Annotated in this window: 14 protein-coding genes; 9 read left to right on the plus strand and 5 right to left on the minus strand. The window is 63.4% G+C overall.

The features are described 5' to 3' along the window. Positions 1-207: 207 nt before the first annotated feature. The 4 genes from ONR75_RS06775 to ONR75_RS06790 all read right to left on the minus strand — a co-directional run bounded on the left by ONR75_RS06775 (position 208) and on the right by ONR75_RS06790 (position 5326). Complete coding sequence (locus ONR75_RS06775) at positions 208-2322, minus strand: L,D-transpeptidase family protein (protein WP_265081927.1); 2115 nt, start codon at positions 2320-2322, stop codon at positions 208-210. A gap of 296 nt (positions 2323-2618) precedes the next feature. After that, the gene (locus tag ONR75_RS06780; RefSeq protein ID WP_265081928.1) at positions 2619-4130 is read right to left on the minus strand and encodes a sigma-54-dependent transcriptional regulator; all 1512 of its coding nucleotides are present in this window, start codon (positions 4128-4130) and stop codon (positions 2619-2621) included. A gap of 93 nt (positions 4131-4223) precedes the next feature. Further along, entirely contained in the window at positions 4224-4871 is a 648-nt protein-coding gene (locus tag ONR75_RS06785) for a TerC family protein (protein WP_265081929.1), read from the minus strand. Positions 4872-4987: 116 nt separating this feature from the next. After that, positions 4988-5326: a hypothetical protein gene (locus ONR75_RS06790; protein ID WP_265081930.1), complete on the minus strand. Its 339-nt coding sequence runs from the start codon at positions 5324-5326 to the stop codon at positions 4988-4990. A 99-nt stretch (positions 5327-5425) separates the two neighbouring features. On the opposite strand from ONR75_RS06790, the gene ONR75_RS06795 reads away from it, so the two are divergent. The 9 genes from ONR75_RS06795 (at position 5426) to ONR75_RS06835 (ending at position 12084) form a co-directional block, all read left to right on the plus strand. Continuing rightward, the gene (locus tag ONR75_RS06795) at positions 5426-5755 is read left to right on the plus strand and encodes a helix-turn-helix domain-containing protein (protein ID WP_265081931.1); all 330 of its coding nucleotides are present in this window, start codon (positions 5426-5428) and stop codon (positions 5753-5755) included. Positions 5756-5757: 2 nt separating this feature from the next. After that, positions 5758-6099: a hypothetical protein gene (locus tag ONR75_RS06800; RefSeq protein WP_265081932.1), complete on the plus strand. Its 342-nt coding sequence runs from the start codon at positions 5758-5760 to the stop codon at positions 6097-6099. A 106-nt stretch (positions 6100-6205) separates the two neighbouring features. Further along, the gene (locus ONR75_RS06805) at positions 6206-8092 is read left to right on the plus strand and encodes a M3 family oligoendopeptidase (RefSeq protein WP_265081933.1); all 1887 of its coding nucleotides are present in this window, start codon (positions 6206-6208) and stop codon (positions 8090-8092) included. Between the two features lie 128 nt (positions 8093-8220). Beyond that, on the plus strand, positions 8221-8445 hold the full coding sequence (locus tag ONR75_RS06810) for an AbrB/MazE/SpoVT family DNA-binding domain-containing protein (protein ID WP_265081934.1): 225 nt from the start codon (positions 8221-8223) through the stop codon (positions 8443-8445). A gap of 12 nt (positions 8446-8457) precedes the next feature. Then, positions 8458-8859 carry a type II toxin-antitoxin system death-on-curing family toxin gene (locus ONR75_RS06815; RefSeq protein WP_265081935.1) on the plus strand — a complete coding sequence of 134 codons (402 nt, stop codon included), beginning with the start codon at positions 8458-8460 and terminating at the stop codon, positions 8857-8859. A 122-nt stretch (positions 8860-8981) separates the two neighbouring features. Then, the gene (locus tag ONR75_RS06820; RefSeq protein WP_265081936.1) at positions 8982-9134 is read left to right on the plus strand and encodes an aa3-type cytochrome c oxidase subunit IV; all 153 of its coding nucleotides are present in this window, start codon (positions 8982-8984) and stop codon (positions 9132-9134) included. Between the two features lie 78 nt (positions 9135-9212). Further along, positions 9213-10343, plus strand: a complete 1131-nt coding sequence (locus ONR75_RS06825; protein WP_265081937.1) for a Re/Si-specific NAD(P)(+) transhydrogenase subunit alpha — start codon at positions 9213-9215, stop codon at positions 10341-10343. Positions 10344-10355: 12 nt separating this feature from the next. Next, positions 10356-10673: a proton-translocating transhydrogenase family protein gene (locus tag ONR75_RS06830; RefSeq protein WP_265081938.1), complete on the plus strand. Its 318-nt coding sequence runs from the start codon at positions 10356-10358 to the stop codon at positions 10671-10673. A 10-nt stretch (positions 10674-10683) separates the two neighbouring features. Continuing rightward, on the plus strand, positions 10684-12084 hold the full coding sequence (locus tag ONR75_RS06835; RefSeq protein ID WP_265081939.1) for an NAD(P)(+) transhydrogenase (Re/Si-specific) subunit beta: 1401 nt from the start codon (positions 10684-10686) through the stop codon (positions 12082-12084). Between the two features lie 65 nt (positions 12085-12149). Here ONR75_RS06835 and ONR75_RS06840 read toward each other — a convergent pair whose 3' ends face one another. Next, positions 12150-12542, minus strand: a complete 393-nt coding sequence (locus tag ONR75_RS06840) for a VOC family protein (protein ID WP_265081940.1) — start codon at positions 12540-12542, stop codon at positions 12150-12152. Positions 12543-12590: the final 48 nt, after the last annotated feature.

Raw genomic sequence — 12590 nt, forward strand, 5'->3', positions numbered from 1 at the left:
AACGCAGTCTTAAAACGGGAGGGTCAAACGAGATCCAAGGCCCCATCCCCCAAGTCGGAGATCAACCTAACCCCCTGAGTATGGCGAAAAATAGCCCATTGCCGCTTTGCGGATGGAGGATGGTTAATGCGGGCAGGGCGGTCCACCCTATAAAAAGGGCCCCGCATCAGCGAGGCCCTTGATTTTGTTGGCTATTATGTCGCCTGCCTAGCGGATGATTCGGCGCTGGCGCTGGTTTCCGGTGGGCACTGGCGCGGGGGTCGGTCCGCCGAACAGCCGTTCGAAGAACGACGGGCCGCTGTTGCTGCTGTTGCCACCGCCGAAGGAGTCATTGAACGCGACGCCCTGCGGAATGTCGGCCTTCGGACGGGCATAGCTCGGCTGGGCATGAGCGACGACGCTCTCCAGATCCTTGCCCTTGGCGTTGCGCAGGATCGCCAGCATCTGCGCGTCGCGCCCGTAGACGTCCTTGCGCAACTGCAGCTTGCCGGCGTCATCGACGAAGGCGGTCTGGTAGGTGATGTTGACCGGGATCGGTGTCGGGAATTTCAGGTCGATCTCGCTCTTGCCGTACATGCCGCGGATCTTCTCCGGCGTGTAGCGCTCGCCCGGCATGATGATGTTGAGCAGGGTCGCCGCGTACTGGTCCGGGTTCTGCACGCGCATGCAGCCGTGGCTGAAGGCGCGTTCGTCGCGGGCGAACAGGTTTTTGTCCGGCGTATCGTGCTGATAGACCAGGAACTTGTTCGGGAAGTTGAAGCGGATGCGGCCCAGCGCATTGGCTTCGCCGGGCGGCTGCGCAATGTGGATGCTGCCGTCGGAGTTGCGCGTGAGCTTGAGGCCCATGCGTTGCAGGACCGTCGGATCCTGCTGCAAGGCTGGCAAATACTCATTGTAGATGATCGATGGCGGCACGTTCCAGGTCGGATTGACGGTGATGTACTTCATCGTTTCCGTCAGCAGCGGCGTGGCATGATTGCCGGGCTTGCCGACCACGACGCGCGTGGTCCAGGCCTGTGCGCCGTTGTGCATGACCTTCAGCGAATAGTCGGGAATGTTGAGAATGACATAGGCGTTGCCGATAGCAGCCGCACCGAGCTGACGCGGCAGCCAGCGCCAACGCTCCATGTTGACGATGACGGTGTCGATCTGGCGATCGCGCTTGGGCGCGTTCATGGCGCGCACGGTGGCCTCGTCGAGCACGCCGCTCGCTTTCAGCTCGTTGCTGGCCTGGAATTTGCGCACGGCGTCCGCAACGGCGGCATCGTATTTCGTGTCGTCAGGATTATCGACGTTGAGCCGGGCGCGCAGCAGCGGCACGCGCGGGTCCTCCATCACGGCCGCTGCCTGCTTCTTCGTCGGCTTGACGAACTTCAGCGCGGGGCCTTCGCCGATCGGCTGCTGCAGCGTGCCGGTCTCGCCGCGCAGTTCGGCGAGCTTCTTCTTCAATTCCTGATAGGCCTTGTGCGGCGGGTTGTAGCCGTCGAGCGCCGCCGAGGGGTTCTTCGCTGTCGAGACATTCACCAGCACTTCGGTCGGATCGATCGGGTGCTCGGGATACTGGATGTCGCCGGAGACCTGAGACCAGTGCATGCGACCGCTCTGGGCCTGGCGGGCATAGTCCAGCACGCTGGCAGTCAGTTTCAGTTCGGCTTCGGCCAGTGCGTCGGGCGAAGTCGCGGCGGCGAAATCCGGAATCGGATAGTCGGCGGCGTTGAGGCCGTCGGACCCGGCGTCCTTCAGTCGCGCGACGACGCTCTTGGCGATGGCGGTCACGGTACCGGCCTGCGTCCACAGCGGTGCGAAGTTGCGGGTGGTGTAGAACTTCTCAACGGCCGCGCGCTCGCCCTTGCGATCGAACAGGCGCGACGTCTTCGCGCCCAGCATCTCGCGCAGTTTGTCGACCACCGGCTGATCCGCGGATGCCACGGTGCTCGCCGGCTTGGCGGCTTCCGTCGACGTTTCCTTGGCCTGCTCCTTCGCGGGTTCGACGGCAGTCGGTGCAGCGGTCGCAGTCGATGCAGCCGGCGTGACCGATTCAGGAGTCGCGGCGGCAGGTTTTGCTTCGGTGGCCGTGACGGTGGTCTTCGCCGCGTCGGGCGTCGAGGCCGTGACGTCGGACTTGAAGTCGCCGGCGGTGGGCGGTGGGACGTTGGCCGGCTCGGGGCGTGGCACGGCCGCATCGATGGCCAGATCGGCAGCGCTGCTGCGGGCAGGTTCTGCCTGCGCGAAAGCCGCCGAGGTAGTGACCGTCAGGAATGTAGCGGCCACGGCCATCAGCACGCGGTCAAATCCCGAGCGGCCATTCGAATAGTCACGCATTCTCGCACCCCTTGGATGAAGCTGTCCCGCCAAGGAACAGGTCCTGTTTCACGTCACGGCAGCTGCTGAAGCGCCTGCATTAGTAGGCCGGCACGCCACGATTCCTACGCGGACGATACACACGCCCGAAACAAGCGCCAGCGCATCCCGGGGTATCTCACGACAAACTGACCGCAACGTGGCGCTTTTGCAATGTAAAGCGCGGTTCTGACGCGCTTTTTGAGTGGTGTGTCACCGCGCCGCCACGGTTCGAAGTTCCCTCTGATATCGATCGCGCCGGTATTGCGCGTGCGTGTTCAGCTGGTCGTTTCGGAGCCGGTAGTCAGTGCGTCTTTGTCCTTGTCCGCAGCTTCATCGAGCTTGCGGTAAAGTGTCGAGCGGCCGATTTTCAGCCGGCGCGCCACCTCCGACATCTGACCGCGGTAGTGCGCAATGGCAAAGCGGATGATCTCCGCTTCCATATCTTCCAGCGCGCGGACTTCGCCGGCGGGCGTCATCAATGCGAGGCTGGCCGCGCCGGCGAATGGCGCGATGGGGATGTCGGCGCCCGATACCATTGCCGGCGCCGTCGCGTGGAATCCCGGCTCGATCATCAGCGGTTCTGCTGCGTGTTCAGCCATGGTCGGCGTCAGTGCCGCCGCCTGCGGGAAATCTGCCAGCCCGAGCTGGTCGCCCTCGCTCATCACCACTGCACGGTAGACGACGTTTTCGAGCTGGCGGATGTTGCCCGGCCAGTCGAGCTGCGCCAGCCTGGCCATTGCCTCGCCGGAGATCCCGGTGATCGGCCGGTTCTCCTCGGCGCAGAACCGCGCCAGGAAATGCCGCAGCAGATGCGGAATATCCTCGCGCCGGTCCCGCAGCGGCGGCAGCGTCAGCGGCAGGACATGGAGCCGGTAGAACAGGTCTTCACGGAATTGCCCGGCCTTGACGCGCTCGAGCAGCTTGCGATTGGTGGCCGAAACGATGCGGACATCGACCTTGGTCGGCTTGCGACCACCGACGGCTTCGACGGATCCCTCCTGCAGCGCGCGCAGCAGCTTGACTTGCGCTGCCAGCGGCAACTCGCTGACCTCGTCGAGAAACAGCGTGCCGCCAGAGGCTTCGACGAACTTGCCTAGATGCCGCTCGGTGGCACCGGTGAAGGAGCCCTTCTCGTGCCCGAACAGGATCGACTCCACGAGATTGTCGGGAATCGCGCCGCAATTGACGGCGACGAACGGCTTGCTGGCGCGCTCGCCGGAGCCATGGATGGCGCGCGCGATCAACTCCTTGCCGACGCCGGATTCACCCTCGATCAGCACTGGAATGGTGGATGTCGCCGCCTTGCGCGCGGTGCGCACGACGTTGTCCATCGCCGCGCTGCGGGTGATGATGTCTGCAAAGGTCAGCCGTCCTTCGCGGCTGTGCTTGATGCGCTGCAGTTCGCCCTTCAGCGCGCTGGCATTGAGTGCGTTGCGCAGGGACACCTGCAGCCGCTCGAGTCCGACCGGCTTGACCACGAAGTCGTGTGCGCCGGCGCGCATCGCCGACACCACATTGTCGATGCCGCCATGGGCGGTCTGCACGATCACGGGAACGCCGAGGCCGGCCTCGCGGATCTTGCCGAGCACGCCCATGCCGTCGAGGCCGGGCATCACCAGGTCAAGCACGACGGCATCGACCGGCGGCGCGTCCGGATCGGTCAGCCGGGCGAGCGCGGCATCCCCGCTGTCGACAATGATGGCCTCATAGCCGCAGCGAAGGACCATGTTTTCCACCAGACGGCGCTGAATGGCGTCGTCGTCGGCCACGAGAATGCGTTCGGCCATAGGGCACTCCAACAGGGGCAACTTGTCCCGATTTGGGCCACCATGGCGAGGAAACCGTTAATGCTTTCCTAACGGCGTGGTGTGTTTCCACCGCTATCTGGATGTCAGCGTCTGGGCGTGAGGCCAAACCTCGAGCGCGCCGCGATAGATCATGTCGCCGGCCACATACAGGATGATGGCGAGGCCGACATAGGCGATCCAGCGGTGGTTCTGCAGCAGCTTGGCGATGAAGCTGGCGGCAAGACCCATCAAGGCGATCGACAGCGCAAGGCCGAAGATCAGGATGGTGGGATGATCGCGCGCCGCACCGGCGACTGCCAGCACGTTGTCGAGCGACATGGAGACGTCCGCCAGCGTGATCTGCCAGATTGCCTGTCCGAGCGTCTTGCGCGGGCCGGCCGGCGTGCCGTCGGCATTGAGCTGGTTTTCCAGCGCGTCGAGGTCGTGCTCATGGCCGGCGCGCAGTTCGCGCCACATCTTCCAGCAGACCCACAGCAGCAGTACGCCGCCGGCGAGCAGCAGGCCGATGATCTGCAGCAGTTGCACGGTGACGCTGGCGAAGCCGATGCGCAGGAGCGTGGCGGCGATGATGCCGATCAGGATCGCCCTTCCGCGCTGCTCTTTGGGCAGTCCGGCAGCGGCAAGGCCGATGACGATGGCGTTGTCGCCGGCCAGCACCAGGTCGATCATCACGACCTGGAAAAATGCAGACAGGGCTTCGGGGGTGAAAAGTTCGGTCATGGGCCGCTCCGTTGAACGTCCAGTCCGACATCACAGTTCACATGAACTGCCAGAGGGGCCCGGGCCTGGACGTGATTACAATAAAAGTCCGCGAGGATCGCCCGCGGGTGTCGTTTCTAGTCTGGTCGCTCCGGTTGCGAAACGAGCCGGACCATCTGGTCTGGCTCGATGAGGATAGTGATGCCGATACCGACAAATGTCAGCACGCCGGCAATGTCGAACCAAGTCAGTCGCAGGCCGTCGCGATGACACAGCATTGCGATGCCGGCAGTTGTTGCAGCCATCGCGAACGCCAAGGTCGCCACCGCCGGTGCCAGTGCGTCGAGGGAGATAATCGCTCGCAATGCGAGCGCTATCACCAACATGACAAGCAGAACGGTCGCGAACAGTTCCCTGGTCCGGCCGAGGCCGGGCGCATAGCGGCTATCAATAGGGTTTCGGTCGGTGAATGCCATGCTGCATCTCGTCGCGGCCCGTGATGTTCACCCAGCCGGCCAGCCATGCTACGAAAAAGTCGTCACGTCGACCAATTCAAATTGGATAGTTTCGTAATCATGAAACTTGATCGAGATCAAGTCAAGCCTGCCGAAGGACGGCAGGGCAAGCCTGTGCCCGAGGCCAGGCTGGCACGAAAGCAGGCTGGCGATTGGCTGAAGCAGCGGCGCGCCGAAGCCGGGCTTTCCCAGGTCGATCTCGCCGGGCGGCTCGGTCTCAAATATTACACCTTCATCTCCCAGGTAGAGAACGGGTTCAGCCGGGTGCCCACCGAGGCCATGGAAGCGTGGGCCACCCAGTTGGGCCTCGATCCCTCCGTTTTCGCAAGGCACCTGCTGTTCTACTACGAGCCGGAACTGCACCGGCTGCTGTTCGGGGTGAAGCCATGAATGTGATCGCATTCGCGCAAAGACCAGCCTCCGGCGCCTGGAGCGAGGCTGAACTGAACATCGTTGTAGCCGCGCTCAATCTTCCCGATGGCGACTGGGAAACAGGCACCACCGAATGCGGCGATGCGCAGCTGTATCTGCTTGGACCGCGTCCGGAGCAGGCCTGCGAACTGTGCGTCTCGCGCATCGACGGCCGTTACATTCTGGAGGATGGCGCCGGCCGGCTGCTGTTCGATCACGAAAACCTGGCCCTTGTTGCGCAGCAGGCGAGGGCGCCCTTCGCCGCACGAATTGGTGGCTTGTCGCACGGGTGGTTGTCTTGTGGTGTACGATTCGCCATGTGATTCATGACAAGATCGAACCCTTGCTCACCGAAAGCGAAGAGCTGCTGGTCCATCTCACACCGCAGCTTGTCGCCTTTGCCTAATTGCTGCGCCAATGAAAGTGCCCATGACGAGATCTGCGACGTCCTACCGCACCGCCAAGGCTGCCCGTAAATCGCTCTCCCGCAAGGCGGCGCCGGCCGCCAAGGCAACTCGCTCACCGGCGGCCAAATCCAAGGCGGCCAAACTGCCGGAATGGAATCTGGCCGACCTGTACTCGGCAATCGATGCGCCGGAAGTGGCCCGCGACCTCGACCGGATTGACGCCGACTGCGCCGCCTTCGAGGCGGACTACAAGGGCAAGCTGGCGACCGAAACTGCCAAGCCGGGCGGTGGCGCCTCGCTGGCGGCTGCCGTGAAACGCTACGAGGCCATCGACGATCTCGCCGGACGGCTCGGTTCATATGCCGGCCTGATCCACGCCGGCGACAGCGTCGACCCCGCGATCTCGAAATTCTACGGCGACGTGTCCGAGCGCATCACCGCCGCGTCGGTGCATCTGCTGTTCTTCGGGCTGGAGCTCAACCGCATCGACGATGCGGTGATCGAACAGGCCATGCAGACCCCGGAGCTGGGCCACTACCGGCCGTGGATCGAGGACAGCCGCAAAGACAAGCCGTACCAACTCGAGGACCGCGTCGAGCAGCTGTTTCATGAAAAATCCCAGACCGGCTACGGCGCCTTTAACCGGCTGTTCGACCAGACCATCTCCGGCCTGCGATTCAAGGTCGGTGGCAAGGAGCTGGCGATCGAGCCGACGCTGACCATGCTGCAGGATCGTCTGCCCGCCAGGCGCAAGGCGGCCGGACAGGCGCTGGCCAAGACCTTCAAGGCCAATGAGCGGACCTTCGCGCTGATCACCAACACGCTGGCCAAGGACAAGGAAATTTCCGACCGCTGGCGCGGTTTTGCCGATGTCGCGGACTCCCGCCACCTCAACAACCGGGTCGAGCGCGAAGTTGTCGACGCGCTGGTAACTTCGGTGCGTGCGGCCTATCCACGGCTGTCGCATCGCTATTACGCCCTCAAGGCGCGCTGGTTCGGCAAGAAGAAGCTGGCACACTGGGATCGCAATGCACCGCTGCCGTTTGCAGCCACCGGCAGCATTCCGTGGGACGAAGCCCGGAGCATGGTGCTGACGGCCTACACCGCGTTCTCGCCGGAAATGTCCGATATTGCCAAGCGCTTCTTCACCGATCGCTGGATCGACGCTGCCGTGCGGCCCGGCAAGGCGCCCGGCGCGTTCTCGCATCCGACCACGCCGTCGGCGCATCCCTATGTGCTGATGAACTACCAGGGCAAGCCGCGTGACGTCATGACTTTGGCCCATGAACTCGGCCACGGCGTGCACCAGGTGCTGGCGGCGAAGAACGGCGCGCTGATGGCGCCGACGCCGCTGACGCTGGCCGAGACCGCCTCCGTGTTCGGGGAGATGCTGACCTTCAAGCGGCTGCTGTCGCAGACCAAGAATGCCAAGCAGCGTCAGGCGCTGCTGGCCGGCAAGGTCGAGGACATGATCAACACGGTGGTGCGGCAGATCGCGTTCTATTCCTTCGAGCGCGCGATCCACACCGAACGCCGCAACGGCGAACTGACCGCCGAGCGGATCGGCGAGATCTGGCTGAACGTGCAGCGCGAAAGCCTCGGGCCGGCGATCGACATCAGACCGGGCTACGAGAACTTCTGGATGTACATCCCGCACTTCATCCATTCGCCGTTCTACGTCTACGCCTACGCATTCGGCGACTGCCTGGTGAACTCGCTCTACGCCGTCTACGAAAATGCCCAGGATGGCTTCGCCGAACGCTACCTCGCCATGCTCGCGGCTGGCGGCACCAAGCATTATTCCGAACTGCTGATGCCGTTCGGGCTGGATGCCAAGGATCCCAAATTCTGGGACGGTGGGCTGTCGGTGATCTCCGGCATGATCGATGAGCTGGAGGCGATGGGGTAACTTCGTCGTACAACATATGTTGAACAAGGCCGCAGGGTGTTGTACGTTTGTACAACATCCCGCGGCCTTGTTTTGTAAGGAGGTCGAACGAGACGCGAGCAACTGTGATCCATGAGAAGGAACTGAAGATGAAGCTCGAAATCAAAAAGATCGGCAATTCAGACGGCCTTCTGTTGCCGAAGGAATTGATGCAGCGGCTTGACCTCAAACGGGGACAGGAACTGCATGTGACGGAGTTGGCGGGCGGCGGGTTGCAGTTGATGCCTTACGACCCGGACTTTGAAGAAACGATGGAAATTGCCGACCAGACCATGGACAAGTATCGCGACACGTTAGCGGCACTTGCAAAATGACAGGGATGAGGCATGAGCGAGCTGCTCGAGCCCCGATGGATCACGTATGAGCAGGCTGTCGCGATCCATAGCCGGCAACTCCGTCGTTTTGGCGGTGCGACGGGATTGCGAGACGAAGGTATGCTGCGCTCCGCGCTTGAGCGCCCGGTCAACAAATGGCGCTACGAGCAAGCCGAGTTGGCCGAGCTAGCCGCTGCCTATGCCTACGGATTGGCGAAGAATCATGCTTTCGTCGATGGCAACAAACGCATCGCATTCTTGAGCATGAGGGTATTCCTCATCAAGAACGGAGTTCAATTCGCTCCCGATCCTGCTCACGCAACTTCCATCATCCTCTCCCTCGCCGCCGGAGAGGTCAGCGAGGAAAGCCTCGCTCGCTGGATTCGGGACAACTGGCCGGCTGCGCCAGTCTGAATTCCGGCAAACGGCATTGCTTGCGAAACGACGCGACATGCCGGCTGGTGCCACCGCCGTTGCTCTCCCTCCCGATTGCGCTAATTCCAAGGCAACATGCGCACCAAGGCTGGAGACGCCCGATGTCAGACCATAACGAAGTTGCCTACACCACCGCCGACGGCAACGATTATCCCGCCCATGAGCAGACCTATGAAGGGTTCATCATGCTGGTGAAGTACGGCACGGCAGGCGTCGTCGCCATCGTCGCCCTGATGGCGATCTTTCTGACCTGATCCATCGCGGCTGCGCCGCGAAAGCGGCATTGTCGCCCCGATTTGCTCACGCGCGCGCCGTGCGCCGCCGGAGGCCCTATGAAGATTGCCGTCGCCAAGGAAATCGATCCCTCCGAGCCGCGCGTGGCGATCTCGCCCGATACGGTGAAGAAGTTCAAGGCGCTGGGCGTCGAGATCGCCATCGAGCCGGGCGCCGGCACCAAATCCGGCATGCCGGATTCGGATTTTACGGCCATGGGCGCTACCGTCAGCGCCGATGCGGTGAAGGACGCCGACATCGTCATCAAGGTGAAGCGGCCCGAGGCGTCCGAGCTGGCGAATTACAAGCGCGGCGCGCTGGTCATCGCCATCATGGATCCCTATGGCAACGACGCCGCGCTGAAGGCGATGGCTGAAGCGGGCGTCTCCGCCTTTGCGATGGAGCTGATGCCGCGCATCACCCGTGCCCAGGTGATGGACGTGCTGTCGTCGCAGGCCAACCTGGCCGGCTACCGTGCCGTGATCGAGGCCGCCGAGGCCTTCGGCCGGGCTTTCCCGATGATGATGACGGCCGCCGGCACCATTCCTGCCGCAAAGGTGTTCGTGATGGGCGTCGGCGTCGCCGGCCTGCAGGCGATCGCCACCGCACGCCGGCTCGGTGCCGTGGTCACCGCCACCGACGTGCGGCCCGCGACGAAAGAGCAGGTCGAGTCGCTCGGCGCCAAATTCCTCGCGGTCGAGGACGAGGAATTCAAGAACGCCCAGACCGCCGGCGGCTACGCCAAAGAAATGTCCAAGGAATACCAGGCCAAGCAGGCCGCGCTCACCGCCGAGCACATCAAGAAGCAGGACATCATCATCACCACCGCGCTGATCCCGGGCCGGCCCGCGCCGCGCCTGGTCACTGCCGACATGGTCGCATCGATGAAGCCGGGCTCGGTGCTGGTCGATCTCGCGGTCGAACGCGGCGGCAACATCGAAGGCGTCAAGCCCAACGAGGTGGTCGACCTCAACGGCGTCAAACTGGTCGGCTACACCAACCTCGCCGGCCGCGTTCCCGCTTCTGCCTCCAGTCTCTACGCGCGCAACCTGTTCGCTTTCATCGAGACCCTGATCGACAAGTCGACCAAGGCGCTGGCGGTGAACTGGGACGACGATCTGGTCAAGGCGACGGCCCTGACCAAGGACGGCGCCGTCATCCATCCGAATTTCCAGCCGAAAACCGCGTAAGGGAGACCCGCCATGGATCATATCGCACAGGCCGTCGACCCCTTCGTGTTCCGGCTCTCGATCTTCGTTCTCGCGGTGTTTGTCGGCTATTTCGTGGTGTGGTCGGTGACCCCCGCGCTGCATACGCCGCTGATGTCGGTGACCAACGCCATTTCCTCGGTCATCGTGGTCGGCGCATTGCTGGCCGTCGGCGTCACCATGGTCGGCAGCGGCGGCATCTGGGCACGCGGCTTCGGTTTTGTCGCATTGATCTTCGCATCCGTGAATATTTTCGGCGGCTTTCTGGTGACCCAGCGCATGCTGGCGATGTACCAGAAGAAAAAGAAGTAAGGGCAGCCCGATGAACGCCAATCTCGCTGCAGTCCTGTATCTCGTCGCAGGCGTCCTGTTCATCCTGTCGCTGCGCGGGCTTTCCAGCCCCGCCTCCAGCCGGCAGGGCAATTTCCTCGGCATGGCCGGCATGGCCATCGCGGTGGCCACCACGCTTGCTGCCCATCCGCCCGCGGACGGCATCGGCTGGGTGCTGGTGATCCTCGGCGTCGCCATCGGCGGCGGCATCGGTGCCGTGATCGCCAAGCGCGTGCCTATGACCTCGATGCCCGAACTGGTCGCGGCCTTCCACTCGCTGGTCGGCATGGCCGCGGTGCTGGTCGCCGCCGGCGCGTTCTACGCGCCCGAAGCGTTCGACATCGGCACCCCCGGTAACATCCATGGCGCCAGCCTGGTCGAAATGTCGCTCGGCGTCGCCATCGGCGCGCTGACCTTCACCGGCTCGGTGATCGCCTTTGCGAAACTGTCCGGCCGCATGAGCGGCTCGCCGATCATCCTGCCGTTCCGCCACATCATCAATATCGTGCTGGCGATCCTGCTGGTGGTGTTCATCGTCGGCCTGGTCAAGACCGGCAGCGTGGTCGACTTCTGGCTGATCGTGATCCTGGCGCTGGCGCTCGGCGCGCTGCTGATCATCCCGATCGGCGGCGCCGACATGCCGGTCGTGATCTCGATGCTGAACTCGTATTCCGGCTGGGCCGCGGCGGGTATCGGCTTCACGCTTGGCAACTCGGCGCTGATCATCACCGGCGCGCTGGTCGGCTCCTCCGGCGCGATCCTGTCCTACATCATGTGCCACGCCATGAACCGGTCCTTTATCTCGGTGATCCTCGGCGGCTTCGGCGGCGATTCCGCCGCGGCAGGCGCCGGCGCCGGCGGCGAAGTGCGCCCGGTCAAGCTCGGCTCGGCGGACGATGCGGCCTTCATCATGAAGAACGCGCAGAAGGTCATCATCGTGCCCGGCTACGGCATGGCGGTGGCGCAGGCGCAGCACGCATTGCGCGAGATGGCCGACAAGCTCAAGGCCGAGGGCGTCGAAGTGAAGTACGCCATCCATCCGGTGGCTGGCCGCATGCCCGGGCACATGAACGTGCTGCTGGCGGAAGCGAACGTGCCCTATGACGAGGTGTTCGAACTTGAGGACATCAACTCGGAATTCGCCCAAGCGGACGTGGCCTTCGTGATCGGCGCCAACGACGTCACCAACCCGGCCGCCGAGGACGACAAGACATCGCCGATCTACGGCATGCCGGTGCTGCAGGTCTGGAAGGCCGGCACCGTGATGTTCATCAAGCGCTCGCTGGCGTCCGGCTATGCCGGCATCGACAACCCGCTATTCTACCGCGACAATACCATGATGCTGCTCGGCGACGCCAAGAAGATGACCGAGAATATCGTCAAGGCGATGTAGAGCGATTGGCTCACCGCATGAAAACGCCCGGCCGCAAGGCCGGGCGTTTTGCTGTTGGCGCCAGCTTACGCGGCCGGGTCTTTCGGCATGCGGTACAAGGCGCACAGCTTGTTGCCGTCGAGGTCGCGGAGATAAGCGAGGTAGAGCTTCACGCCGCCCATGTCGCGCACGCCCGGCGGATCTTCGCAGGTCGTTCCGCCATGGGCGACGCCGGTGGCGTGCCAGGCGTCAACTTCGGCAGTCGATGCCGCGGCAAAGCCGACCGTGCCGCCATTGGCCGGTGTGGCAGGTTTGCCGTCGATCGGTTTGGACACGGAAAAAGTGCCGGTCTTGGTGCGGTAAAACACCCTGTGGCGGTCGACCGCACCCTGCGGAACGCCGAGCGTGCCGAGCAGCTTGTCGTAGAACGACTTTCCCGCGTCGAGGTCATTGGTGCCGATCATAATATGTGAAAACATTTCGTTTCTTCTCCCGATATTTTGCAGGCTCACCTTAAGGCGATAGCC

This window comes from Rhodopseudomonas sp. P2A-2r, assembly GCF_026015985.1.
GTDB lineage: Bacteria > Pseudomonadota > Alphaproteobacteria > Rhizobiales > Xanthobacteraceae > Tardiphaga.